This is a genomic window from Amycolatopsis sp. NBC_00348 (assembly GCF_036114655.1).
Classification (GTDB): Bacteria; Actinomycetota; Actinomycetes; order Mycobacteriales; family Pseudonocardiaceae; genus Amycolatopsis.
In genome coordinates this window covers 2,644,939-2,667,746 of sequence record NZ_CP107994.1, presented here as the reverse complement: position 1 = coordinate 2,667,746, position 22,808 = coordinate 2,644,939, and the positions used below count along the sequence as shown (strand labels likewise).

The window sequence follows — 22,808 nt, the reverse complement described above, 5'->3', positions numbered from 1 at the left end:
GCCGGCGCAAGCCCGGACCTAGGCGAACGCCTCCGGCGGCGGGCACGAGCAGACCAGGTTCCGGTCGCCTGCCGCGCCGTCGATGCGGCGGACCGGCGGCCAGATCTTCGCGCCGCCCGGCCCGGCCGGGAACACCGCCGTCTCACGGCTGTAGGGGCGATCCCACTCGCCCGTGACGCAGCGCGCGGTGTGCGGCGCGTGCCGCAGCGGCGAGTCCGCCAGGGCCCACTCCCCCGCCGCGACGCGGTCGATCTCGCCGCGGATCGCGATCATCGCCGCGCAGAAGCGGTCCAGCTCGGCCAGGTTCTCGCTCTCGGTCGGCTCCACCATGAGCGTGCCCGGGACGGGGAACGACATCGTCGGCGCGTGCAGCCCGTAGTCCGCCAGCCGCTTGGCGACGTCGTCGACCGTGACGCCGGTGGCCTTCGTCAGCGGCCGCAGGTCGAGGACGCACTCGTGGGCGACAAGGCCTTCGTGGCCGGCATAGAGCACCGGGTAGTGCTCACCGAGCCGCCGCGCGACGTAGTTCGCGTTCGCCACGGCCACCAGCGTCGCCCGGCGCAGTCCGTCGGCGCCCATCATCCGGACGTAGGCCCACGAGATCGGCAGGATCGACGCGCTGCCCCACGGCGCCGCGCTGACCGGGCCGACGCCGGTCGCCGGGCCGGCCGCGGGCTGCAGCGGGTGGTTCGGCAGGAACGGCGCGAGGTGCGCGCGGACGCCGATCGGGCCGACCCCCGGCCCGCCACCGCCGTGCGGGACGCAGAACGTCTTGTGCAGGTTGAGGTGCGAGACGTCGGCGCCGAACCGGCCGTACTGCGCCACGCCGATGAGCGCGTTGAGGTTGGCGCCGTCGACGTACACCTGGCCGCCCGCGTCGTGCACGAGCGCGCAGACCTCGCCGACAGTGTCCTCGTAGACCCCGTGCGTCGACGGGTAAGTGATCATGATCGCCGCGAGATCGGCGCGGTGCTCGTCCACTGTGGACTTCAAGTGCGCGAGGTCGATGTCGCCGCTGTCGTCGCACCGGATGACGACCACGCGCATGCCCGCCATCACGGCACTGGCGGCGTTGGTGCCGTGCGCGCTGGCCGGGATCAGGCAGACGTCGCGCTCGCCCTCGCCGCGCGAGCGGTGGTGGGCGCGGATGGCCAGCAGCCCGGCGAACTCGCCCTGGCTGCCGGCGTTGGGCTGCAGGGAAACCGCGTCGTAGCCGGTGATCCGGGCCAGCCAGGCTTCGAGGTCCGCGATGACCGTCAGCAGGCCGGCCGCGTCCTCGGCCGGGGCGAACGGGTGCAGCCCGGCGAACTCCGGCCAGGTGACGGGCTCCATCTCCGCCGCGGCGTTGAGCTTCATCGTGCAGGAGCCGAGCGGGATCATGCTGCGGTCGAGCGCGACGTCCTTGTCCGACAGCTCCCGCAGGTAGCGCAGCAACGCGGTTTCGGAGCGGTGGGCGTGGAACACCGGGTGGGTGAGGAAGCCGCTCGTGCGCCGCAGCGGCGCCGGGAGCGCGTCCGCCGTGTCCTCGTCCAGGCCGTCCACATCGGACACCGAGACACCGAAGGCCTTCCACACCAGCGAAAGCCGTTCGCGGGCGGTCGTCTCGTCGCAGGCGACGCCGACGTGGTCGTCGTCGATCCGCCGCAGGTTCACGCCGAGGTCGCGGGCCGCCGCGACGACCGCCGCCGCGCGACCCGGTACCGCCGCGGTGACGGTGTCGAAGAACTCGCCGTGCACGACCTCGACGCCGCCCTCGCAGAGGCCGGCCGCGAGCACGGTCGCCATCCGGTGGGCGCGCAGCGCGATCGCGCGCAGGCCGTCGGGGCCGTGGTGGACCGCGTACATCGAGGCCATCACGGCGAGCAGGACCTGCGCGGTGCAGATGTTCGACGTCGCCTTCTCGCGGCGGATGTGCTGTTCCCGGGTCTGCAGTGCCAACCGGTACGCCGGGGCGCCGTCTTCGTCCTTCGAGACGCCGACCAGCCGGCCGGGCAACTGCCGCTCCAAGCCTTGACGCACCGCCAGGTAAGCCGCGTGTGGGCCGCCGAAGCCCATCGGGACGCCGAACCGCTGGGTCGAGCCGATCGCGACGTCGGCGCCGAGCTCACCGGGCGGCCGCAGCAGCGTCAGGGACAGCGGGTCCGCGGCGACGATCACCGCCGCGCCGTGCTTCTTCGCGTCGGCGATGGTGAAGTCGAACTCGCGGACCGCGCCGGACGCGCCCGGGCAGGACAGCAGGACGCCGAAGAAGTCGCCGCCGAGGCCGAGCCCGGTCAGCCCCTGGGACAGGTCTTCGACGACCAGCTCGATGCCCAGCGGCTCGGCGCGGGTCCGGAGCACGGCGAGGGTCTGGGGCAGGGTGTCTTCGTCGACGACGAACCGGTTGGACGCCGACTTGCCGGCGCGGCGCACGAGCGTCATCGCCTCGGCGGCCGCGGTGGCCTCGTCGAGCAGGGACGCGTTCGCGACGGGCAGGCCGGTCAGGTCGGCGACCATGGTCTGGAAGTTGAGGAGCGCTTCGAGCCGTCCCTGCGAGATTTCCGGCTGGTAGGGCGTGTACGCGGTGTACCAGGCCGGGTTCTCGAGGACGTTGCGGCGGATCACCGGCGGGGTCACGGTGTCGTGGTAGCCGAGGCCGATCATCTGGGCCATCGGCCGGTTCCGCGCGGCCAGCGCCCGCAGTTCGGCGAGCGCCTGGGCTTCGGTGGCGGGCGGCGGCAGGTCGAGGGGCGCGGCGGACGCGCGCAGCGACCCGGGCACGGCCCGCTCGGCGAGCTCGTCGAGCGAGGCGACGCCGATGACGTCGAGGATCGTGCGGAGTTCCGCCGGCCCGGGCCCGATGTGCCGGTCGGCGAAGGGAAAGCCCTGTTCCAGGGAGGCGAGTGACGGCTGCACGATGGCCTCCCGAGGACGGCGGACCTGGACAGCATCCGCGAAAACGCTGTCGAGGAACCCTCCCCACTCTGTCCGTACCCATTTCTGGGCGCCTGAGAGTTTCGCCCGAGGTTGAGCCGGGCTTGCACCTTCGGCGGGGCCATCAGGTTGTGTCCTGACGACCCGCTTTCCAGAGGCGTCTAGACCGCGCGGTCCAGGGTGCCTGAGAGGTTCCGGGGAGGACTTGCTCCTTCGGCGCCGGACTCGAGGTTGTGGTCCGGACTCTCCCGCGCGGTTTCGTCGACTGCGTGGATCACTTTACTCCCGCCGCCGCGGAGATGATCACCCGGTACGGCGGGCGTTGCGGCGCTGGGTCAGCTCGTCCGGCTCGTGCGCTTCGACGATGCCGCCGTCGGCGCGTTCGGCCGGGAACTCGTGGATGGTGCCGCTGATTTCCTGCATCGCGCCGCTGACCGCGATGCCGAACACGCCCTGGCCGCCCTGGAGCAGATCGACGATCTCCTCCGGCGAGGTGCATTCGTAGACCGTGGTGCCGTCGGAGAACAGCGTGACCTTGGCGAGGTCACGGACCCCGCGGACGGACAGGTGGTCGACCGCGACCCGGATGTTCTGCAGCGAGACCCCGGTGTCCAGCAGCCGCTTGACCACCTTCAGGACCAGGATGTCCTTGAACGAGTACAGCCGCTGGGAGCCGGAGCCGTGCGCGGTGCGGATGCTGGGCGCGATCAGTTTCGTGCGAGCCCAGTAGTCGAGCTGACGGTAGGTGATCCCGGCGATCTGGCACGCGGCCGGACCCCGGTAGCCGACGAGCTCGTCGGGCAGCGAGTCATCGGGGAACAGTTCACCCTGCTCGCCAGCCGCGAACCGAACAGGCTGCTTCTCGGAACCAGCCTCGACCACGCAAGCCTCCCCTCGCCCGACCAGGCGGCCGGCGAATGACAGCCGGACAGGACCCAGAGCGGGACCCACCGGAGATCAACCGCCACGATCCGGCCCCAGACCGTGAATCACATCGTGGCGATTTACCTCCTCCGACGGTAAGCGCCCAGGCAAGGCCGGTCAACGCGACGCGCGGCAAGCCTCAACGGTCGGATGAGCGTTTGAGCCGTTCGCCGTACCCGGGAGGCAGTGGTTCAAACCTCCTGGACACTTTTACTCAGCCGTGTTAATTTTTACTCATGCAAGTAAAGACCGAACTCATGGCCGAGATGGGCCTCAGCGTGACCGAGGCCGCCCGCCGCGCGCAGATCCTCGGCGCGACGATCGGCGTCATCAACGACCTCGGCTACCGCAAGGCCACGTTCGCCAAGATCCGCGAACGCGCCGGGCTGAGCAGTACCCGGATGATCTCCTACCACTTCACCAACAAGGCCGGGCTGATGCAGGCGGTGCTCAGCACGGTCGTCGAGACGAAGAACGAGTTCCTCAAGGAGCGCACCGGCGGCGACCTGGACCCGGCCGACCGCGCCGGCTACCTGCGGGCGCACATCGAGACGTCGATCGCGTTCCTGCGGGCGTACCCGGACTGCGTGCGGGTGCTGACGGAGATGGCCGCCAACACCGACGACGCCGAAGGCTGGGTGATGACGAAGGTCCTGGTCGACGACCTGCGGGTGCACGGCCTGGCCCGTCAGCTCAAGCAGGGCCAGGCCGAGGGCACGTTCGGCGCGTTCACGCCCGAGGTGATGGCGATGTCGATCGCCCAGGCGATCGACGGCGTGGCGGCGGCCTACGCGGCCGACCCCGCGCTGGACCTGGAGCTCTACGGCCGCGAGGTCGCGGACACGTTCGTCAGGGCCACCGCACCCTGAGCTGTGAGGGCCCGGTCGAGGCGCTCTTCGAGCCGGGCCTTCGGCTGCGCGCCCACGACGGTCAGGACGGGCTCACCGGCGCGGAACAGGATCATCGTCGGCAGTGACATCACCTGGTACGCCCGGGTCGTCTCCGGGTTCTCGTCGGAGTTGATCTTGCGCACCGACAGCGTGCCGGCGCGCTCGCGGGCCAGCTCGGCCAGCACCGGCGCGATCATCCGGCACGGCGGGCACCAGGTGGCCCAGAACTCGACCAGCACCGGGACGTCACTGCCGAGCACCTCGGCGGTGAACGTCGCATCCGTGACTTCGGCGACTTCGGGGACTTCGGCGACTTCGGGGACTTCGGGGACTTCGGGGATTCCGGACATGGCTGAGCTCCTTCAGAGACGTTCGGGGACGACGCACGGATCGGGGGCGCAGCCGGGGTCCTGCCTGGCCAGCGCGTCGGCGAGCTTCCCGGCGAGGTCGGCGCGGATCGCGCCGAGGCGGGCGAGGACGGCGTCGGCCTCCGCGAGCTTGCGCCGGTACATCTCGATCGAGCTCGGGCAGGCGTCGCCGGTCTCGTGGCCGCTGCGCAGGCAGTCGACGAACGGCCGGGTCTCGTCGAGGGACAGGCCGACGGTCTGCAGCTTCAGGATCTCCGTGACCAGCTGGAGGTCGTCCTCGTCGTACTCGCGGTAGCCGTTGGCCGCGCGACGGGCCGCGAGGAGGCCCTGGTCCTCGTAAAAGCGAAGCGCACGGGTAGTGGTACCCGTGCGCTTGGCCAGCTCTCCGATCCGCATGCCTCGACGGTAGACGTTGACGTCGGCGTCAAGGCAAGCCGCGGCACCCGTTATGTATCGGCGCCGCGGAAGTCTTCCGGGGAGACCGAGTCGAGGAACTCGCGGAACTTCTCGACCTCGTCCTCCTGCTCGTCCGGGATGATCAGGCCGGCCTCTTCCAGCACCGCGTCCACGGCGTGGATGGGGACGCCGATCCGCAGGGCCAGCGCGACCGAGTCGCTCGGCCGGGCGGACACCCGGATGTCTCCGTCGAACACGAGCTCGGCGAAGAACGTGCCTTCCTTGAGGTCGGTGATCACGACCTGCTCCAGCTCGCGGCCCAACGCCCCGATGACCTCTTTGAGCAGGTCATGGGTGAGCGGGCGGGCGGGGCGGACCCCTTGCTGCTCCAACGCGATGGCGGTCGCTTCGACCGAGCCGATCCAGATCGGCAGGTACCGTTCGCCCTCGGTCTCCCGCAGCAACAAGATCGGCTGATTCGCGGGCAGCTCGACCCGCACACCGACGACGCGCATTTCGCTCATCGGGCTTCGCCTCCCTCTCGTGCACACGGGCTTCAGCGCTGGAACCGCCTCGCGCCGTTCACTACCGACGCTACCCGTCATCCGTGCGCTGTGCTCGCTGTCGGACACTCTCGGCTCGCCTACCGCAAACCGTTGTTCTCACGGTACGGCATGAGGTGCCGAACATTCAGTCATTGACATGGGACCGCAAAGAGGATCTCACCGTCCCGTTACGCCTCAACACCCCGTGGCGCCACGGATTCCGGCCTTCACGAGGAGCGTGTGCAGGGTCACCGACAGTGCCGCGAGCTCTCGCACCACCTCGTCGGCCCGTGCTTTGGCCTCCGGGTCACGATGCCGGTACACCGGGGTCACGATCTGCTCCAGCAGGCCGACCTCGCGGTCGGCCGCGGCGCGGAAGGCACGCAGGTGTCTCGGCTCGATACCGAATTCGGTCATCGCCTTCACCGTGCGCGCGACCAGCACCGCGTCCGGGTCGAAGAACCCCGCGGGACCGGACCGGACCAGGCCGTACTGCTGCAGCTCGGCCAGCTCCGCCGCGTCGATGCCGGCCTGTTCCAGGAGCTCCTCCTGGGTCAGGCGCAGCTCCCGGCCGGCGGCGAAGTCGTCCGCCACCGGCAGGCCCACGTTGTCGGCGACCCCGTCGATCGGCACCAGACGGCGTGGTGGGCGCGGCACGGCCGCGGCGGGCTCGGCACCCGAGTCCGCCGCGTCCAGCTGCTCCTTGATGACCTTCAACGGGAGGTAGTGATCCCGCTGGGCGGCCAGGACGAACTTGAGCCGCTCCACGTCCGCCGCGGCGAACTGCCGGTAACCCGAGGGCGTCCGGCCCGGTTGGACCAGGCCTTCCGCCTCGAGGAACCGGATCTTGGAGATGGTGACGTCGGGGAAGTCGTGGCGCAGCTGCGCCAGAACCGCCCCGATGCTCAACCCGTCCCGTTGTGGCCGCCCGGCCGCCGTCACTGCGCCCCCTGGCCCCCGTGCCCCGGGCCGGTCAGGAAGACCAGGCGGAACTTCCCGATCTGGACCTCGTCGCCGCCGGCGAGGACGGCCTGGTCGACCGGCTCGCGGTTGACGTAGGTGCCGTTGAGGCTGCCGACGTCGATGACGACGAACTCCCCGCCCTCACGGCGGAACTCGGCGTGCCGCCGCGAGACCGTGACGTCGTCCAGGAAGATGTCGCTGTCCGGGTGACGCCCGGCGCTGGTGGTGTCGCGGTCGAGCAGGAAGCGCGAGCCCGCGTTCGGGCCCCGCTTCACAACCAGTAGCGCCGAACCCGCGGGCAGGGCGTCGACGCCCTGGACCGGGGCTTCGGCGGCCGGGGCGGGCTCGTGGCCTTCGGCTTCGGCCAGGAAGTCGGCCCGGAAGACAGAGGTCCGCTCCGGAGACTGCTCCGGGGGAACGCCGCCCGGCCCGTCGTTCGTGCTCACCTGAGCTCTCCTCCACACATGCTGTGTTACCAGTACTTCAAGAACGTGTAGCTGCCAACGTACCGTGCCTGATCGCTTCTCCGGGCCCCGGTACCGGCGAACCGTGAGCAGATCGCTCCCATCGGCCGGATTCCGAGGTCGGACGGGGTTTCAGCCCTTGATCAAAGCGCCGTACGCCTCGGCTTCGAGCAGCGCTTCGAGCGCCGACGGGTCCTCGAGCCGGATCTCGATCAGCCAGCCCTCGCCGTAGGGGTCGCTGTTGATCAGCTCGGGCGAGTCGGCGACGGCGTTGTTGACGGCGACGATCTCGCCGTCGACCGGCGCGAACAGCTCCGAGACGCTCTTGGTCGACTCGACCTCGCCGAAGACGTCGCCCGCGCCGACGTGGCGGCCGGCCTCGGGCAGGTCGACGAACACGACGTCGCCGAGCTGGTCCTGCGCGTACTCGGTGATGCCGATCCGGACGAGGGTGTCCTCGCCGCGGGTCGCGACCCACTCGTGTTCCTCGGTGTAGCGAAGCTCTTCAGGAACGGACACCGCCGGTCCCCTTTCATGCCCTCACTGGCGAAATGTGCTGGGCGAAGTCTTACACCCACACGGCGCAGCCGCCCGGAACGACCCGGCGGAACGGTCGCGCTCAGTCGTCGCCGGCCCCGCGCAGCGCGGTGCGCGCCTGCACGACGTAGAGGACGCCGGACCAGACGTAGAGGACGCCGCCCCAGATCGTGAAGGCGTAGCCGATCGGCCGGGCGATCGCGGCGATGTCCGAGCCACCCTGGGTGAGCAGCAGGAACGGGAAGGCGTACATCAGGACGAAGGTCGCGCCCTTGCCGATGTAGGTGACCTCGGGCGGGGCGAAGCCGCGGCGGCGCAGCGTCAGGACGCACACGCCGAGCACGGCCTCGCGGACCAGCAGCGGCACCACGACCCACCACGGGATGATCTCGCGGAGCAGGAACGCCACGAGCGTCGCCAGGATGTAGAGCCGGTCGGCGGCCGGGTCGAGCAGCGAGCCGAGCCGCGACATCTGGTTGAGCCAGCGGGCCAGCTTGCCGTCGAGCCAGTCGGTGAGCGCGCCGAACATCAGCACCGCGAGCGCCCAGCCGTCCTCCTTCGGGCCGAGCAGCAGCCAGAGGAAGACCGGCACGCCGGCCAGCCGCAGCAGCGACAGCATGTTGGGGACGTTGAAGGCCTGTCGCAGCAGCGACGGCTCGGCGCTCGGGGTGTTCGCTTGAGCTGGTTCGGGTGCGGCTGTGCTCACTCGCCCACCCTAGAGCTCACGGCTCAGCACGCGCGGCGGTGGCTCCAGCCGCGTCGCTGCAGTTCGGCGCTGCTCAGCGCCTCGGGACGGCCGCGGCCGTCGGTGCCCACCCAGCGGGCCCGGCCGGGCCGGGACTCGAGGACGTAGGGGCGGCCGCAGCACCAGATGACGGTGTTGGGGACGGTCGGCGGGCGGGACGGTTCTTCGGTGCTGGTGACGGCGTTCATCGCTCTCACGGGGTCGGGGCGCGGTTGTCGGGGACGGGAAGCTCGCCGGCTTCCACCTCGATCGTCGGCAGTCCGGGCCGGGTTGTTAACGGCCGCGGCGGGAATTAGACCGATCGATTCTTGATGGCAGCCTTGTGTATCGGAGCGTGAACAGGAGGTTAACCGTCCATTGTGGACACACAAACGGGAGCCACCGGACACGCCCGCCACCCGGCTGGAGTAATCTCCGGCACACCCCTGGGCGCGTCGATCCACGGGGCCCCGGCCCGGATGGGCCAGAACGACCTGGCCGGCCCGACCGGGGAGGAAGGATCGCGGTGCCCCACCCGACCACCACGAGGATGTGGCGGCCGTTGCTCGCGGCCTGCCTCGCCGTGCCCGCGCTCGCCGCCTGTTCCGGCGACCCGGCCCCGTCCGCCGCTCCCCCGCCGCAGGCGTCGACGTCCGCCGCTCCGGCGTCCACGACGGCCGGGACGCCGCCACCGCCGCCCGCCACGAGCGGCTCGTCCGCGCCCGGCCCGGCGTCGAAGCCGGCCGCCGTGCCGCCGACCGTTCCCGGCGCGTGCGGCACCATCACCGCGGCCAGCGGGCTGACCCTCTACGTCTTCGACAGCGGTTCGTCCGGCGTCAGCTGCGTCGCGGCGACCCAGCTGGTCACCGACTTCCACCGCAAGATCGCCGGGCGCCAGGGCGCCGGCTCGAACGACGCGGTCAACGAGACGGTGAACGGCTGGCTGTGCACCTCCGGGCCGCCCGCCGCACAAGGCGGCACCACCTGCACCAAGGGCGAGCAGACGGTGTTCGCCGCCGTCGTCCCGTCCGAATGAGTTCCCGTCCCGTCCGCTTCTGAAGGGCCCATGAAGACACTCGCCTACCCCCTGCTGCTCGTCGCCGCGACCGCCGCTCTGGCGGGGTGCGGCGGCACCGACCCGGCGCCCGCGGCGCCGTCCGCCTCGAGCGCGGTCCCGGCCGAGGCGGCCGCGGCGGCGTCCACGGCGCCGGGCGTGCCGTGCGGTGACGTCACCGGATCGGGCGGCGCCAAGACGGCGGTCGTCGCGCACGGCAAGGTCGACTGCGCCGCGGCGACGACGCTGCTGAAGGACTACTTCACGAAGCTGACCCCGGCCGAGGCGGCCTCGGCCGACGGCCCGGGCCCCGTCGTCCTCGACGAATGGACGTGCGGCAGCGGCGCGAACGACCCGGTGACGGTGTGCTCGACCGAAGACGGCCGCCAGATCGAGGGCACCCGGAGCTGACGGCCCCCGGGCTCAGCCCTTGAGGTCCGGGAAGTCCTCCTCGCGGAACTCCGTGCCCGCGCCGCGCGCCGGGTCGCTCTCCCGGCCGCGCAGCTCGACGCGGCGGATCTTGCCCGAGATCGTCTTCGGCAGGTCGGCGAACTCGAGCCGCCGGATCCGCTTGTACGGCGCCAGGTGCTCGCGGCAGTACGCCAGGATCGCCTTCGCCGTGTCCGCCGTCGGCTCGTGGCCGGCGGCCAGCACGACGTAGGCCTTCGGCACCGCGAGCCGGATCGGGTCGGGGGCCGGGACGACCGCCGCTTCGGCGACCGCCTCGTGCTCGATGAGCACGCTCTCCAGCTCGAACGGCGAGATCCGGTAGTCCGACGCCTTGAAGACGTCGTCGGTGCGCCCGACGTAGGTGATGTAGCCGCGTTCGTCGATCGAACCGACGTCACCGGTGTGGTAGAAGCCGTTCGAGAACGCCGTCGAGGTGCGCTCGTCGTCGCCGGCGTAGCCCGTCATCAGGCCCACCGGCCGGTGGTCGAGGTCGAGGCAGATCTCGCCCTCCTGCGCGCGTTCGCCGCTGACCGGGTCGACCAGCGCCACGACGAACCCGGGCAGCGGGCGGCCCATCGAGCCCGGCACGACGTCCTGGCCCGGCGTGTTGGCGATCTGGACGCTGCTCTCGGTCTGGCCGAAGCCGTCCCGGATCGTGATGCCCCAGGCCTTCTCGACCTGGTCGATCACCTCGGGGTTCAGCGGCTCGCCCGCGCCGACGACCTTCTTCGGCGGCGTCTTCAGCGCCGTCAGGTCGGCCTGGATGAGCATCCGCCAGACCGTCGGCGGCGCGCAGAAGCTCGTGATGCCGCAGCGGTCCATCTGGGCCATCAGCGCGCCCGCGTCGAACCGGGTGTAGTTGTAGAGGAACACCGTCGCCTCGGCGTTCCACGGCGCGAAGACGTTGCTCCACGCGTGTTTCGCCCAGCCCGGCGAGGAGATGTTGAGGTGGACGTCGCCCGGCTCCAGGCCGATCCAGTACATCGTGGACAGGTGCCCCACCGGGTACGACACCTGCGTGTGCTGCACCAGTTTCGGCTTCGCCGTGGTGCCGGAGGTGAAGTACAGCAGCAGCGGGTCGGCGGCCTTCGTCGGACCGTCCGGGGCGAACTCGGGCGACTCGGCGAACGCGGTCGCGTACGGGTGCCAGCCCTCGACCGGCTCCCCCACCGCGATCCGGGTGTAGTCGCCGGCGACGCCGGTGAACTTCTCCGTGTCCGCCGAGCGGATCACGACGTGCTTGGCCGCGCCGCGCTCGACGCGGTCGGTCAGGTCGGCCGGGCCGAGCAGGGTGGACGCCGGGATGATCACCGCGCCGAGCTTGATCGCGGCGAGGATCGTCTCCCACAGCTCACCTTGGTTGCCCAGCATGAGGATGAGCCGGTCGCCGCGGCGCACGCCGAGGCCGCGCAGCCAGTTCGCCACCTGGTTGGACCGGCCCGACATCTCGGGGTAGGTCCAGCGGTTCTCGGTGCCGTCCTCCTCGACGATCCACAACGCCAGCCGCTCGGCGTTGTCCGGATCGTGGGCCACGACGTCAAACCAGTCGATCGCCCAGTTGAAGTGGTCGAACTCCGGCCAGGCGAAGTCGCGGTACGCCGTGTCGTAGTCCTCGCGGTGCTGCTGCAGGTAGTCCCGCGCCACGCGGAACGCGTGGTGGACTTCCGAAGCGCCGTTGCTCACCCTGCTGCCTCCTTCTTGCTACTCGCCCGTGAACTCCGGCTTGCGACGCTCCATGAAGGCCTGCACCGCCTCGCCGAGGTCCTTGCTGGGCAGGAACGCCGAGTTCCACGCCGCGACGTACCGGAGGCCGTCGGCGACCTGGCGCTCGGTGTTCGCCGCCAGTACCTGCTTCGTACCCTGCACCACGAGCGGCGGGTTCGCAGCTATCTCACCGGCCAGTTCCCGCGCGGCCTTCAGCAGCGCGTCCTGGTCCGGGTAGACGTCGTTGACGAGGCCGATCTTCTCGGCGCGGGCGGCGTCGATGTCCTTGCCGGTCAGCGCCAGCTCGCGGACGTGGCCCTCGCCGATGATCGGGGCGAGCCGCTGGAGGCTGCCGATGTCGGCGACGATCGCGACCCGCACCTCGCGGACGCTGAACTTCGCGTCCGCGCTGGCCAGCCGGATGTCGGCCGCCGTGACTACGTCGACGCCGCCGCCGATGCACCAGCCGGAGACGGCCGCGATGACCGGTTTGCGGCATTCGGCGATGGAGCTGACGGCGGCCTGCAGCCGCCGGACCTCGGTGTGGAACTCGCTGCGCGGGCCGGCCAGCGCGTCGCCCGCCAGCAGCGGCGCCCAGCCGCCCATCATCGCGGGCAGGTCGAGGCCGTAGGAGAAGTGCGCGCCGCTGCCGGTCAGCACCACGGCCCTGACCTGCGGGTCCGCGTCGAGGGCGCCCATCACCAGCGGCAGCTCGCGCCAGAAGTCCGGGCCCATCGCGTTGCCCTTCGAAGGGCCGAGGAGCGTCACTTCGGCGACGTGGCCTTCGATGTCGACCTTGAGGGAGACGAGGTCGGGCAGACTGTCAGCAGTAGCGGTCATGAGGTCATCTTGACCCATCCCCGCGACCACCCGCCATTGGCACGGTGTCAATTGAACTGTGATCCCGTGCGGTCCGCCACTGTGCCAACGTGGTCAGGGGATGCTTTCCTGGAGGAAGGTGACCACGACACGGGGAGGACGGTGGGACATGAGCCCGGCCAGCAGCGCGACCCTGATCGAGCCGGAGCCCCCGGCCCCGCCCGCACGGCGTTCGTCCCGCCCGATCGAGCTCACCGGCTCGTTCGACCACGAGGGGCACCGGCTCTGGTACACCGAGTTCGGCAGCGGCGACAAGGTCGTCGTGCTGACCCACGGCATCATGCTCACCCGCCGGATGCACGCGCCCCTCGCGCGGCGGCTGGCCCGCGCCGGGTTCCGGGTGGTCACGCTGGACCTGCTCGGCCACGGCGACTCGGACCGGCCGACCGAGTCGTGGCTGTACTCGATGCCGTCGTTCGCCGAGCAGACCCTGGCGCTGCTGGACCACCTCGAGGTCTCCGCCGCCGTGATCGGCGGGACGTCGCTGGGCGCGAACGTCTCGCTCGAGGTCGCGGTGTCGGCCCCCGAGCGGGCGCGTGGGCTGATCGTCGAGATGCCGGTGCTGGACAACGCGATCGTCGCGGGCCTGTTCACGTTCGCGCCGCTGCTGATGGCGGCCCGGTTCCTGCCGGTGACGGTGCAGGCGGTGGCCTTCGGGGCCTCGCTGGTCCCGCACGGCAACCAGTGGGTCGACGTCATCACCGACACGCTCTCGCAGCGCCCGGCCCCGATGGCGGCCCTGCTGCACGGGGTCCTGTTCGGCCGGATCGCGCCGCCGAAGTCGGTGCGCCGCAAGATCACGACCCGCGCCCTGGTGATCGGCCACCAGGGCGACCCGATCCACCCGTTCGGTGACGCCGACACCCTGGCCGTCGACATGCCGGACGCGGAGTTCGTCCAGGCCCGCAGCCCGGTCGAGCTGAGGTTCGACCCGACCCGCCTGTCGGACGCGATCCGCGACTTCGCCGCGAGCTGCTACGAGGACTGAGGCTCGGGTCGTGAGTGGTAATGAGGGTTAGAACCCGCATTACCACTCACGAGGGCCGCGGCAGACCCGCCACCGGGCCGATCACGATCACCGCGGGCGGGCGGACTCCCGACGCCGCCGCGTCGGTGACCACCGTGTCCAATGTGGACCGCAGGGCGCGCTGGGTGCGCATCGTGCCGTCTTCGACGATCGCGACCGGGGTGTCGGCCGGGCGGCCGCCGTCGAGCAGGGCCTTGGCGAACTGCGGGAGCCGCTCGACGCCCATCATCAGGACGATCGTGCCGCGCATGCGGGCCAGCAGGTCCCAGTCGACCAGCGAGCGGTCGTCGCCCGGGGCGACGTGGCCCGAGACGACCACCACCTCGTGGGCGACGCCGCGGTGGGTCACCGGGACGTCGGCGACCGCCGGGACCGCGAACGCGCTGGTGATGCCCGGGACCATCGTCACCGGGACACCGGCTTCGGCGCAGGCCAGCACCTCCTCGAAGCCGCGGCCGAACAGGTACGGGTCGCCGCCCTTGAGGCGGACGACGAACTTGCCCTCCTTCGCGCGGTCGATGAGCGTGCTGTTGATGACGTCCTGGCTGGCCGCGCGGCCGTACGGGATCTTCGCCGCGTCGACGATCTCCACCTCGGGCGCGAGTTCGTCGAGCAGCTCGCGGGGCGCCAGCCGGTCGACGACCACGACGTCGGCGCGCGCGAGCAGCCGGCGGCCGCGGACCGTGATCAGCTCCGGGTCGCCCGGGCCGCCGCCGACCAGCGCGACGCCGGGCAGGGTGCCGTCCGGGTGCGGGCGGCGGCCGTCTTCGACCGTGCCCGCGTGCAGGCCGTCCAGGATCGAGTCGCGGACCGCGGCCGAGCGCAGGGGCTCACCGCCGGAGAGGACGCCGACCAGCAGCCCGCCGTGGCGCCCGGACGCCGGGGTCACGGCGCTGCCGGACTCGCCCTCGTCCGCGCGGACGCAGAACACGCGCTCGCGCTCGGCCTCGGCGCAGATCGCCGCGTTGACCTCGGCGTCGTCCGTGCAGGCCAGCGCGTACCAGGCGTCTTTCAGGTCGCCTTCGGCGTAGCGGCGTTCGTGCCAGACCAGCTCACCCGCGTCCACCATGCCCTGCACCGACGGCGTCGTGTGCGGGGACACCAGTTCCACGCGCGCGCCCGCGCGGATGAGCCGGGGCAGCCGGCGCTGGGCCACGGAACCGCCGCCGAACATCACGACGCGGCGGCCCGTCAGCTGGAGGCCGGAGAGGTAGTGCGGGTCGTCCATTCGCGGGAGTTTATTGACGGTGTGGGTCAGCACCAGCCGGGCGTGCGAAGAGTCACCGTTCGAGCAGTGTGAGCAGATCGGTGTTGCCGAACATCTTGGCCGTGTCGATCGCGGACGGCTGCCCGGCGCGCGGGTCGGCGCCGCCGTCGAGCAGGGCGCGCACGACGGCCGGCTCGTTCTTGAAGACGGCGCCCGCCAGCGGGCTCTGGCCGCGGTCGTTCTCGCGGTTCGGGTCGGCGCCGCGCTCGATCAGCGCGGCGACCGTCGCGGCGTGGCCGTGGTAGGCGGCCAGCATGACCAGCGAGTCGCCGCTGTCGTTGGTGAGGTTCGCCGGGATTCCCCGGTCGACGTACGCGGCCAGTTCCGCGGTCCGGCCCTCGCGTGCGAACCCGAAGATCCTGGCCCACAGCGCCAGCATCTCCGGGGTGATCTCGTCGTCACTCATGCGGTGAGGCTCTCACGAAACCCGGAACACCGGCCCGCGCGCGACGAACGGCAGCCGGGCGCCCCGGGGCACCAGGTACGCATGCTCGCGCCGCGGCCGGACGTGGTCGCACAGCGCGTCGGTGATGATCAGGATCGGGCCGTCCGGCGGGAAGTCCGGCGCGCGCTGCAGCAGGTCGACGCCGGGCTGCAGGATCGTGCCGCCGCGCCCGCGCACCTTGACCCGCCCCGCGATGTCCTCGACGGCGAGGTAGCCGGCGTCGTAGGCGACGGCGTCGCAGAACACCACCCGCGCCGCCGGGACGTCGCGCGCGGCGGCGTACGACGCGATCGCGCCCAGCGCCTTGCCGAGCAGCTCGACGTCCATCGAGCCGGACGTGTCGAGGACGACGCCGAAGGTGACGCGCCGGTCGAGCTGCTCGGGCCGCACCTTGCCGGGCCGCGGGATGTCGGGCGTCGACGACTGCCGGCGCGACGCCCGCGCGTAGCTGCGCACCGGCAGCTCGACGCGGACGTGCTCGTCGAACCAGCGGGCGAGCTGCGCGTCCCACGGCAGCGGCGGGTGCTCCAGGGCCCGGATCTCCTGCTCCAGCCCGGCCGGCAGCAACCCGCGGCCCTGGTTGTGGTGGTAGGTCAGGCCCTGGGTGAGCGCGCGGCGGTAGAACTCGTCGAGGTCGACGCCCTGCACGCGGTCCGTCCACGGCATCGGCCGCGGCTCGGCGCGCCGGGACGACCGGCGCTGTGTCGCTTCGGGCTGTGTGAGCCAGTCGCCCAGGACGTCACCGGCTTCCCGGCTGCCCAGGGTCTGCAGCTTGCGGGCGCGCCGGAGGTCCGTGGTGAGCGTGTCGTAGACCGACTCGGCGGACAGGCCCGTCAGCTGCGGGTCGTGCAGGGCGTCCTCGGGCAGCACGCCGACGCCCATCGCGACGAGCCAGCCGTTGATCACGTAGTCGCAGGCGACGTTCCACAGGTACGGGTCGCGGCCGAGCGCGCGGCGGTCGTGGCGCAGCGCGGCGTGCAGCATCTCGTGCGCCAGCACGAACCGCCATTCCTCGGCGGTCAGCGGCGCGTGCGGGTTGACGTAGATCTCGCCGTGCTCGGCGTCGACCGCGGCCACGGCGATGTCCCAGGCCCGGACGACCTCGGCGTCGGCGATCAGGGTGAAACCCGCGGCCATCGCGCCGAGCAGCGGGAACGACGAGGTGAACCACGCGAGCGCGCGGTCCCACTCCCCCAGCGCCCGCCGGTGGCGGGTCTGGCCACGCGCGTCCGCGGCGCGTTCCATCGCCTCGGTGGCCGAGGCGATCAGGCCGCGCGCGAACCGCTCGGTCCACGGCTCCGGCTTGCCGTTGTACTGGACGTGCCAGCGGCTCTGAGGCGGGCCGAGCCGCAGGCACGGCCGCGCGCCGCCGGTGCCGAGCCCCGTGAACGCGCCGGGGACGCCGGTTTCACGCCACGCGTGGGTCAACGAGAGTTCGTCGCCGCCCGGGAGTTCCGGGAGCAGCACGGTGGGTTCGCCGACGTGGACCGCCTCGGCGAACCGGTGGACGGCCACGCAGCAGGCGGCGCCGTAGGACGCGTCGATCTCGCGGCCGGGCGTCACGGCCTCGGCGTCGGTCAGCGTCTCCTCGTCGAGGTGGCCGAGGCCGAGGTGCAGCAGCAGGTGGGCGAAGACCCACGCCCACTCCGCGGGCTCGGCGTCGCGGGCGCGGTTGGCCGTGATCACCCCGCGCTCGCTGACGACGGCCCAGCTGCCGACGCCGGTCAGGCTCTGCGTGCCGAGGCTCGCGCCGCGCGTCAGGTGGTCGAGCACGGTGTGCTCGCGGGCCAGTGCCCAGCCCGCGTCGATCGCCTTGGTCCGGCGTTCACGGCGCTTGGCCTCGGCCTGCGCGGTGCTCACGCGCGCGCGTCCACGAGCCGCGGCAGGTCGCGGGCGGCCTCGACCAGGAACCACGACGGCAGCCGCGGGTGGCCCGCCTCGTCGTCGGCGATGACCAGCTGGGCCATCTCCAGGGAGATCTCGGCCAGTTCGACGAGCAGGCTCTTCGCGCGGAACGCGAACTGGCGCACCGCGCCCGACGCGTGCCGCTTGTCCGCGGGCAGGTCCTTGACCAGCCGGGCGCGGAACGTCTCGGCCAGGAAGTACAGCAGGTCACGATCGCCGGGCTCGGCGGGCCAGCGGGCGTCGCCCTTGAGGATCGCTTCGAGGTCGAAGGCGTGCCGGGCGACCTTGAGGTACGCGCGGAACGAGCCGGCGTGCTGCGGGGTGAGCGTCGCGTAGGCCAGCAGCGCGATCGTCTCGTCTCCGGCGGCGTCGCCGTAGGAGTGCAGCAGGTCCGAGAGCATGTGCCAGGACCGCGGCGTCGAAAACGGCTCTTCGGTCTTCGGCGGCGGGCTCCACAGGTGGTCCGGGCGCTGGGTCAGGTAGTCGACGACCGACGGGTGGATGTCGTGGCCCGTCGCCCAGGTCAGCCAGTCGGCGGGCGAGGCGCGCAGGTGCACGTGGACGAGCCGGTTGACCAGCGCGGACGCCATCGGGCGCGCGAGGGCCTGGTCGGTGGCGCGGTTGCCGGCGCCGATCACGACCGAGCCCGCCGGCAGCTCGTACGAGCCGATCCGGCGGTCGAGGATGAGCGAGTAGAACGCCTTCTGGACGTCGGGCGCGGCGGCGTTCAGCTCGTCGAGGAACAGGCAGTACGGCTCGTCGCGGGCGATCTGCTCCGGCGGGCAGAACCGGCTGCGGCCGTCGACGATCTGCGGGACGCCGATCAGGTCCTCCGGCGCGAGCTGGGTACCGAGCAGCGAGACGCAGTCGAGACCGAGCGACGCCGCGAATTCCCGCACCAGGGACGACTTCCCGATACCGGGCGCGCCCCACAGGAACACCGGCCGCACGACGGCGGCGGCGAGCAGGACTTCGGGCAGCTGGGCGGGCGTGACCGTGAGCTGGGCGTGCACTACGCGGACCTCCTGATGTCAGGACATCCCGTGTGACGCCCCCTTTCGCAGGCTCATGATCGCGCGCCGCCCAGCCGAGCGCACCTGGTTTTCAGCTGGCGCGTCCCGAAGCGGGGTAAGGCAGCAGAGCCATCTCCCGCGCGTTCTTGATCGCCGTGGCGACCTGTTTCTGTTGCTGCGGCGTCAACCCCGTCACCCGGCGGGCGCGGATCTTGCCGCGGTCGGAGACGAACTTCCGCAGCAGGTCGACGTCCTTCCAGTCCACGTGGGTGATCCGGTGCGCGTGCAGCAGGTTCACCTTGCGCTTGCCCGGGCGGTCCCGGGTCGGCTTCGGCATCCGGCTCACCAGCTCGACTTCGTGACGCCGGGCAGCTCGCCGTGGTGGGCGGCCTGGCGCATCTTCACCCGGGACAGCCCGAACTTGCGCAGGTACCCGCGCGGGCGGCCGTCGGCCACGTCCCGGTTGCGGATCCGCGTCGGGCTCGCGTCGCGCGGCAGCTTCTGCAACGCGACGACCGCCGCTCCCCTGTCGTCGGCGGACGACGACGGCGACGCGATGACGGCCTTGAGCGCGCGACGGCGTTCGACGTACCGGGCCGCGATCACCTTCCGCTGCTCGTTCTTCGCGATCTTCGACTTCTTCGCCATCAGCGCTCTTCCTTGAACTCGACGTGCTTGCGCGCGACCGGGTCGTACTTGCGCAGGACCATCCGGTCCGGGTTGTTGCGGCGGTTCTTCTTCGTGACGTACGTGAAGCCGGTCCCCGCGGTCGACCGCAGCTTGACGACCGGCCGGATGTCGGTGCTCTTCGCCATCAGAACTTCATCCCCTTCGCCTTCAATTCGGCCACGACGGCCTCGATCCCGCGCTTGTCGATCGTCTTCATCCCCTTGACGGAGACGCGCAGCCGCACCCAGCGGCGCTCGCCGGGCACGAAGTAGCGGCGGTTCTGCAGGTTCGGCTCCCACCGCCGGGACGTACGGCGGTGCGAGTGCGAGACCTGCTTGCCGTACCCCGGCTTGCGGCCGGTGACCTGGCACACGGCGGACACGGACCCTCCCGAGTTGATAGTGGTTGTCGTTTTCATCTACTCTACGCACCGTACCCCGCCCGTATTCCTGGAGCCCATGTGACCCACCCACCCCGCGTCCCGCTCGTCCTCGTCAGCGGTCTCGCCCCGGGACCGAACGCCGAACTCGCCGAGCTGCTGCGCGTCGCCGAGCCCGGCACCGCCGTCGTCCACCACGACCTGCGCGACATCCACTCCGGCGTCGTCCGCCGCCGCCTGCGCCTGGAGCAGCGCGACCAGCTGACCGTCCTCGAACTGGCGCACGGCTGCGTGTCCTGCACCCTGCGCGAGGACCTGCTCCCGCTGCTGCGGCGGCTGGCCCGGATGCCGCAGGTGCGCCGGATCGTCGTCCGGCTCGACGAGGCGATGGAGCCCGAGCCGGTCAGCTGGGCGATCCGCAACGTCCTGGTCGGCGACCACCCGGTGCACGACGACGTCGACCTGCGCGCGGTGCTCACGGTCGTCGGCTGCGCGACCTGGCTCGCCGACGCGACCGGCGACGACGCCCTGGCCGAGCGAAACCTGCAGGCCAGCCCGGAGGACGACCGGACCGTCGCGCAGGTGGCGCTGTCCCAGGTCGAGTTCGCCGACGTCCTCGTGCTGGCCGGCGCGGCGACCGACGCGTGGGGCGCGGCCAAGGCGTCCGCCGTCCTCGACCGCGTCGCGCCGTCGACCCCGCGGGTCGAGCTGAGCCGCGTGGACGGGCACAGCGTGCTCGACGCCGTCCCGGCCGACGCGCGGCGCGGCGAGGTCACCGACATGCACGGCGCCCTGCTGCGCGGCCAGCCGCCGCTGCACGCCGACTGCGGCATCGGCCTGGTCACCTTCACCGCCGAGCGGCCGTTCCACCCGCAGCGGCTGCACGACGCGCTCGACGTCCTGCTCGACGGCGTCGTCCGCACCCGCGGCCGGGCCTGGGTGGCGAGCCAGCCGGACGTCGCGTTCTGGATCGAGTCGGCCGGCGGCGGGCTGGGCATCGGGCACGCTGGGCCGTGGCTCGCCTCGCCGGACGGTCCGGAGTGGACGGACGTCTCCCCCGAGCGCCGCACCCTGGCGTCGCTGCGCTGGCACCCGGCGCACGGCGACCGCGCGCAGGAGCTCGTCGTGGTGACGGACCAGACAACGCCCGACGAGATCGACGCGGCCCTGCGCGGCGCTCTACTGACTGACGAGGAACTGACAGCCGGCCCCGAGGCCTGGGAGCGCTACCCCGATCCGTTCGGGGACTGGCACGAAGAACCCTGCGAAGACACCGAACCCGACCCGGCGCGGCACGACGCGACCGCGGCGAACCGAAAGGAAGACCAGTGAAACCAGGCATCCACCCCGATTACCACCCCGTGGTCTTCAAGGACTCGTCCACCGGCGACGCGTTCCTGACCCGCTCCACCGCCACGTCGGACAAGACGATCGAGTGGTCCGACGGGCAGACCTATCCCCTGGTGACGGTCGACATCAGCGCGTGGTCGCACCCGTTCTGGACCGGCACCCAGCGGATCATGGACAGCGCCGGCCAGGTCGAGAAGTTCCACCGCCGCTACGGGAAGCGGGGTACGCGCTGATGGCCGTCCCCAAGCGGAAGAAGTCACGCAGCAACACGCGCGCCCGGCGGTCCCAGTGGAAGGCCGCCGCGGTGGACCTGGTCCCGATCAAGGTCGACGGCGAGACGAAGCTCGTCCCCCGCCGGCTGATCCGCCACTTCCACGCGTGAGCGTCCCGGTCACCGTGCTGTCGGGCTTCCTCGGCGCGGGCAAGACGACACTGCTCAACCACATCCTCGCCAACCGCGACGGCCTGCGGGTGGCGGTGATCGTCAACGACATGAGCGAGGTCAACATCGACGCCGCGCTCGTCCGCTCCCAGGAGCGCCTCGTCGAGCTGACCAACGGGTGCATCTGCTGCACCCTGCGGGAAGACCTCCTCGACGAGGTGGCGGCGCTGTGCGCGGACGACCGGTTCGACCACGTGCTCATCGAGTCGAGCGGGATCTCCGAGCCGATGCCGGTGGCCGCGACGTTCACGTTCCTGGACGAGGTGGCCCGCCTCGACACCATGGTGACGGTCGTCGACGCGGCCAACTTCGCCCGCGAGCTGGCCGCCGGCGACTCCCTCGTGGAGCGCCGGCTGGACCAGTACGCCGGCGACGAGCGGACCGTCAGTGACCTGCTGATGGACCAGGTCGAGTTCGCGGATGTGCTGCTGCTGAACAAGACCGACCTCGTGTCGCCGGACGAGGCCGCACTGCTGGTGGCGGTGCTCCGCCGGCTCAACCCGGCGGCCGACGTCGTGACGAGCAGCTTCGGGAAGGTGCCCCTCGGCCGGGTCTTCGGCACCGGCCGCTACGACGTCCTGCGCGCGCAGGAGGCACCGGGCTGGGTCGCCGAGCTGAACGGCGACCACGTGCCGGAGACCGAGGAGTACGGCATCTCGAGCGTGGTGTTCCGCGCGTCCCGGGCCTTCGACCCGCCGCGCCTGTGGGACTTCGTCGCCCGTCGGCTCGACTCGGGCGAGTTCGGGACGGTGTTGCGCTCCAAGGGGTTCTTCACGCTGGCTTCCCGGCCCGGGGTGACCGGCCTGTGGTCCCAGGCCGGAACGGTGGCGCGGTTCGAGCCCCAGGGCGTCGCGCCGGAGCCGAAGCAGGAGCTGGTGTTCATCGGCGTCGACCTGGCGGGCGACGCGCTGCTGGGCGCGCTGCGGGAGTGCCTGGGTGACGTGGCGAGCGGCCCGGACCCGTTCCCGGAGTGGGAACCCGTCCACGTCCACTGAGCCTTCTGCCGCGGCTTGTCGTGAGTGGTAAGTAGGGTTCTAACCCTCCTAAACACTCACGACGAGGCGGGCGAGGCGGCGGCCGGGGCGTCAGTGGTCGTCGTAGTGGTCTTCGTGCGGGGCGTGGCGGTGGCCGTCGTGGAGGTAGTCGACGTGCTCGCCGTGCGGGACCGCCACGTGGCCGCAGCCTTCGCCGTGGGTGTGGTCGTGGCCGGTGTGCGGCACGTGGCCGGCGATCTCGCACTCGTCGAAGTGCCCGTCGTGCGCGCGGTGCAGGTGCCCCTCGTGCGCGTAGTCGACGTGGTCGCCGTGCGGGACCGCGGCGTGCCCGCAGCCTTCGGCGTGGACGTGGTCGTGGCCTGCGTGCTCGACGTGCGGGATCGTCATCGGCGGTTCCTCCGGGGAATGCGTTCGGCTGCATATGTCCACTTCGGACGCTAACACCGGGTGACCGCGATGACCGGGCGAAAGCTCCCGGCTCACCCGATAGGTCCGAGTTGATCAA

29 protein-coding genes and 1 riboswitch are annotated in these 22,808 nt (G+C 71.6%); of the genes, 8 read left to right on the top strand and 21 right to left on the bottom strand.

What is annotated here, in order from left to right:
- Window positions 1–18: 18 nt before the first annotated feature.
- Both gcvP and OHS58_RS12010 read right to left on the bottom strand, forming a co-directional pair.
- Complete coding sequence (gene gcvP, locus OHS58_RS12015; RefSeq protein WP_328648269.1) at window positions 19–2,895, bottom strand: aminomethyl-transferring glycine dehydrogenase; 2,877 nt, start codon at window positions 2,893–2,895, stop codon at window positions 19–21.
- Window positions 2,896–3,074: 179 nt separating this feature from the next.
- Window positions 3,075–3,174, bottom strand: a riboswitch (glycine riboswitch).
- Window positions 3,175–3,216: 42 nt separating this feature from the next.
- Window positions 3,217–3,795, bottom strand: coding sequence for a MerR family transcriptional regulator (locus tag OHS58_RS12010; protein WP_305879333.1), 579 nt, complete (start codon window positions 3,793–3,795; stop codon window positions 3,217–3,219).
- Between the two features lie 278 nt (window positions 3,796–4,073).
- On the opposite strand from OHS58_RS12010, the gene OHS58_RS12005 reads away from it, so the two are divergent.
- Window positions 4,074–4,706: a TetR/AcrR family transcriptional regulator gene (locus OHS58_RS12005; protein WP_247051969.1), complete on the top strand. Its 633-nt coding sequence runs from the start codon at window positions 4,074–4,076 to the stop codon at window positions 4,704–4,706.
- On the opposite strand, the gene trxA is transcribed toward OHS58_RS12005, so the two are convergent.
- The 8 genes from trxA to OHS58_RS11965 form a co-directional block, all read right to left on the bottom strand.
- Window positions 4,658–5,077: a thioredoxin gene (trxA, locus tag OHS58_RS12000; RefSeq protein WP_328648268.1), complete on the bottom strand. Its 420-nt coding sequence runs from the start codon at window positions 5,075–5,077 to the stop codon at window positions 4,658–4,660. The genes OHS58_RS12005 and trxA overlap by 49 nt on opposite strands.
- 12 nt (window positions 5,078–5,089) lie before the next feature.
- Entirely contained in the window at window positions 5,090–5,491 is a 402-nt protein-coding gene (locus tag OHS58_RS11995; protein ID WP_328648267.1) for a MerR family transcriptional regulator, read from the bottom strand.
- A gap of 50 nt (window positions 5,492–5,541) precedes the next feature.
- Window positions 5,542–6,015, bottom strand: a complete 474-nt coding sequence (locus OHS58_RS11990) for a bifunctional nuclease family protein (protein WP_009078856.1) — start codon at window positions 6,013–6,015, stop codon at window positions 5,542–5,544.
- A 216-nt stretch (window positions 6,016–6,231) separates the two neighbouring features.
- The gene (ftsR, locus tag OHS58_RS11985) at window positions 6,232–6,978 is read right to left on the bottom strand and encodes a transcriptional regulator FtsR (RefSeq protein ID WP_328648266.1); all 747 of its coding nucleotides are present in this window, start codon (window positions 6,976–6,978) and stop codon (window positions 6,232–6,234) included.
- Entirely contained in the window at window positions 6,975–7,445 is a 471-nt protein-coding gene (gene garA / locus OHS58_RS11980) for a glycogen accumulation regulator GarA (RefSeq protein WP_247051972.1), read from the bottom strand. The genes ftsR and garA overlap by 4 nt, the downstream gene beginning before the upstream one ends.
- 150 nt (window positions 7,446–7,595) lie before the next feature.
- Window positions 7,596–7,982, bottom strand: coding sequence for a glycine cleavage system protein GcvH (gene gcvH / locus OHS58_RS11975; protein WP_247051973.1), 387 nt, complete (start codon window positions 7,980–7,982; stop codon window positions 7,596–7,598).
- A gap of 100 nt (window positions 7,983–8,082) precedes the next feature.
- Window positions 8,083–8,706, bottom strand: a complete 624-nt coding sequence (locus OHS58_RS11970) for a CDP-alcohol phosphatidyltransferase family protein (protein WP_247051974.1) — start codon at window positions 8,704–8,706, stop codon at window positions 8,083–8,085.
- 23 nt (window positions 8,707–8,729) lie between these two features.
- Window positions 8,730–8,933 (bottom strand): hypothetical protein, encoded by a 204-nt coding sequence (locus OHS58_RS11965; protein WP_247051975.1) that lies wholly within the window; start codon window positions 8,931–8,933, stop codon window positions 8,730–8,732.
- 317 nt (window positions 8,934–9,250) lie between these two features.
- On the opposite strand from OHS58_RS11965, the gene OHS58_RS11960 reads away from it, so the two are divergent.
- Both OHS58_RS11960 and OHS58_RS11955 read left to right on the top strand, forming a co-directional pair.
- Entirely contained in the window at window positions 9,251–9,760 is a 510-nt protein-coding gene (locus OHS58_RS11960; protein ID WP_328648265.1) for a hypothetical protein, read from the top strand.
- A 30-nt stretch (window positions 9,761–9,790) separates the two neighbouring features.
- A complete protein-coding gene (locus tag OHS58_RS11955) occupies window positions 9,791–10,189 on the top strand; it encodes a hypothetical protein (RefSeq protein WP_328648264.1) in 399 nt (132 codons plus the stop codon).
- A gap of 12 nt (window positions 10,190–10,201) precedes the next feature.
- Here OHS58_RS11955 and OHS58_RS11950 read toward each other — a convergent pair whose 3' ends face one another.
- The gene (locus tag OHS58_RS11950) at window positions 10,202–11,911 is read right to left on the bottom strand and encodes an AMP-binding protein (protein ID WP_328648263.1); all 1,710 of its coding nucleotides are present in this window, start codon (window positions 11,909–11,911) and stop codon (window positions 10,202–10,204) included.
- Window positions 11,912–11,929: 18 nt separating this feature from the next.
- Window positions 11,930–12,772, bottom strand: coding sequence for a crotonase/enoyl-CoA hydratase family protein (locus OHS58_RS11945; RefSeq protein ID WP_326949777.1), 843 nt, complete (start codon window positions 12,770–12,772; stop codon window positions 11,930–11,932).
- A 148-nt stretch (window positions 12,773–12,920) separates the two neighbouring features.
- On the opposite strand from OHS58_RS11945, the gene OHS58_RS11940 reads away from it, so the two are divergent.
- The gene (locus OHS58_RS11940; protein ID WP_326949778.1) at window positions 12,921–13,799 is read left to right on the top strand and encodes an alpha/beta fold hydrolase; all 879 of its coding nucleotides are present in this window, start codon (window positions 12,921–12,923) and stop codon (window positions 13,797–13,799) included.
- Window positions 13,800–13,845: 46 nt separating this feature from the next.
- Here OHS58_RS11940 and cobA read toward each other — a convergent pair whose 3' ends face one another.
- The 8 genes from cobA to rpmB form a co-directional block, all read right to left on the bottom strand.
- Window positions 13,846–15,066 carry a uroporphyrinogen-III C-methyltransferase gene (gene cobA / locus OHS58_RS11935; protein WP_328648262.1) on the bottom strand — a complete coding sequence of 407 codons (1,221 nt, stop codon included), beginning with the start codon at window positions 15,064–15,066 and terminating at the stop codon, window positions 13,846–13,848.
- 52 nt (window positions 15,067–15,118) lie between these two features.
- Window positions 15,119–15,511: an ankyrin repeat domain-containing protein gene (locus OHS58_RS11930; RefSeq protein ID WP_328648261.1), complete on the bottom strand. Its 393-nt coding sequence runs from the start codon at window positions 15,509–15,511 to the stop codon at window positions 15,119–15,121.
- 12 nt (window positions 15,512–15,523) lie between these two features.
- Window positions 15,524–17,410 carry a vWA domain-containing protein gene (locus OHS58_RS11925; RefSeq protein WP_328648260.1) on the bottom strand — a complete coding sequence of 629 codons (1,887 nt, stop codon included), beginning with the start codon at window positions 17,408–17,410 and terminating at the stop codon, window positions 15,524–15,526.
- Complete coding sequence (locus OHS58_RS11920; RefSeq protein ID WP_328648259.1) at window positions 17,407–18,468, bottom strand: ATP-binding protein; 1,062 nt, start codon at window positions 18,466–18,468, stop codon at window positions 17,407–17,409. Before OHS58_RS11920 ends, OHS58_RS11925 begins: the two co-directional genes overlap by 4 nt.
- 91 nt (window positions 18,469–18,559) lie before the next feature.
- Window positions 18,560–18,814, bottom strand: coding sequence for a 30S ribosomal protein S18 (gene rpsR, locus OHS58_RS11915; protein WP_326949783.1), 255 nt, complete (start codon window positions 18,812–18,814; stop codon window positions 18,560–18,562).
- Window positions 18,811–19,116 (bottom strand): 30S ribosomal protein S14, encoded by a 306-nt coding sequence (rpsN, locus tag OHS58_RS11910; protein ID WP_328648258.1) that lies wholly within the window; start codon window positions 19,114–19,116, stop codon window positions 18,811–18,813. Before rpsN ends, rpsR begins: the two co-directional genes overlap by 4 nt.
- Window positions 19,116–19,283, bottom strand: a complete 168-nt coding sequence (gene rpmG, locus OHS58_RS11905; RefSeq protein WP_326949785.1) for a 50S ribosomal protein L33 — start codon at window positions 19,281–19,283, stop codon at window positions 19,116–19,118. The genes rpsN and rpmG overlap by 1 nt, the downstream gene beginning before the upstream one ends.
- Window positions 19,283–19,519 (bottom strand): 50S ribosomal protein L28, encoded by a 237-nt coding sequence (gene rpmB / locus OHS58_RS11900; protein ID WP_326949786.1) that lies wholly within the window; start codon window positions 19,517–19,519, stop codon window positions 19,283–19,285. Before rpmB ends, rpmG begins: the two co-directional genes overlap by 1 nt.
- A 78-nt stretch (window positions 19,520–19,597) precedes the next feature.
- Here rpmB and mrf point away from each other — a divergent pair, with 78 nt between their 5' ends.
- The 4 genes from mrf to OHS58_RS11880 are packed head-to-tail and all read left to right on the top strand — an operon-like array spanning window position 19,598 to window position 22,303.
- On the top strand, window positions 19,598–20,848 hold the full coding sequence (mrf, locus tag OHS58_RS11895) for a ribosome hibernation factor-recruiting GTPase MRF (protein ID WP_328648257.1): 1,251 nt from the start codon (window positions 19,598–19,600) through the stop codon (window positions 20,846–20,848).
- Window positions 20,845–21,099, top strand: coding sequence for a type B 50S ribosomal protein L31 (locus tag OHS58_RS11890; RefSeq protein WP_247051989.1), 255 nt, complete (start codon window positions 20,845–20,847; stop codon window positions 21,097–21,099). Before mrf ends, OHS58_RS11890 begins: the two co-directional genes overlap by 4 nt.
- Window positions 21,099–21,248, top strand: coding sequence for a 50S ribosomal protein L32 (gene rpmF / locus OHS58_RS11885; protein WP_326949788.1), 150 nt, complete (start codon window positions 21,099–21,101; stop codon window positions 21,246–21,248). The genes OHS58_RS11890 and rpmF overlap by 1 nt, the downstream gene beginning before the upstream one ends.
- Complete coding sequence (locus tag OHS58_RS11880; protein WP_328648256.1) at window positions 21,245–22,303, top strand: GTP-binding protein; 1,059 nt, start codon at window positions 21,245–21,247, stop codon at window positions 22,301–22,303. The genes rpmF and OHS58_RS11880 overlap by 4 nt, the downstream gene beginning before the upstream one ends.
- A gap of 90 nt (window positions 22,304–22,393) precedes the next feature.
- Here the strand turns inward: OHS58_RS11880 and OHS58_RS11875 are convergent, their stop codons facing one another.
- Complete coding sequence (locus OHS58_RS11875; protein WP_247051992.1) at window positions 22,394–22,690, bottom strand: hypothetical protein; 297 nt, start codon at window positions 22,688–22,690, stop codon at window positions 22,394–22,396.
- Between the last annotated feature and the right edge of the window lie 118 nt (window positions 22,691–22,808).

Coding starts and splice junctions, on each gene's coding strand:
- rpmF (WP_326949788.1), top strand. CDS start 21,099: ATGGCCGTCCCCAAGCGGAAGAAGTCACGCAGCAACACGCGCGCCCGG.
- OHS58_RS11875 (WP_247051992.1), bottom strand. CDS start 22,690: ATGACGATCCCGCACGTCGAGCACGCAGGCCACGACCACGTCCACGCC.
- OHS58_RS11945 (WP_326949777.1), bottom strand. CDS start 12,772: ATGACCGCTACTGCTGACAGTCTGCCCGACCTCGTCTCCCTCAAGGTC.
- cobA (WP_328648262.1), bottom strand. CDS start 15,066: ATGGACGACCCGCACTACCTCTCCGGCCTCCAGCTGACGGGCCGCCGC.
- OHS58_RS12005 (WP_247051969.1), top strand. CDS start 4,074: ATGCAAGTAAAGACCGAACTCATGGCCGAGATGGGCCTCAGCGTGACC.
- OHS58_RS11955 (WP_328648264.1), top strand. CDS start 9,791: ATGAAGACACTCGCCTACCCCCTGCTGCTCGTCGCCGCGACCGCCGCT.
- rpmG (WP_326949785.1), bottom strand. CDS start 19,283: ATGGCGAAGAGCACCGACATCCGGCCGGTCGTCAAGCTGCGGTCGACC.
- OHS58_RS11930 (WP_328648261.1), bottom strand. CDS start 15,511: ATGAGTGACGACGAGATCACCCCGGAGATGCTGGCGCTGTGGGCCAGG.
- OHS58_RS11995 (WP_328648267.1), bottom strand. CDS start 5,491: ATGCGGATCGGAGAGCTGGCCAAGCGCACGGGTACCACTACCCGTGCG.
- OHS58_RS11990 (WP_009078856.1), bottom strand. CDS start 6,015: ATGAGCGAAATGCGCGTCGTCGGTGTGCGGGTCGAGCTGCCCGCGAAT.
- OHS58_RS11940 (WP_326949778.1), top strand. CDS start 12,921: ATGAGCCCGGCCAGCAGCGCGACCCTGATCGAGCCGGAGCCCCCGGCC.
- trxA (WP_328648268.1), bottom strand. CDS start 5,077: ATGTCCGGAATCCCCGAAGTCCCCGAAGTCCCCGAAGTCGCCGAAGTC.
- OHS58_RS11965 (WP_247051975.1), bottom strand. CDS start 8,933: ATGAACGCCGTCACCAGCACCGAAGAACCGTCCCGCCCGCCGACCGTC.
- rpsN (WP_328648258.1), bottom strand. CDS start 19,116: ATGGCGAAGAAGTCGAAGATCGCGAAGAACGAGCAGCGGAAGGTGATC.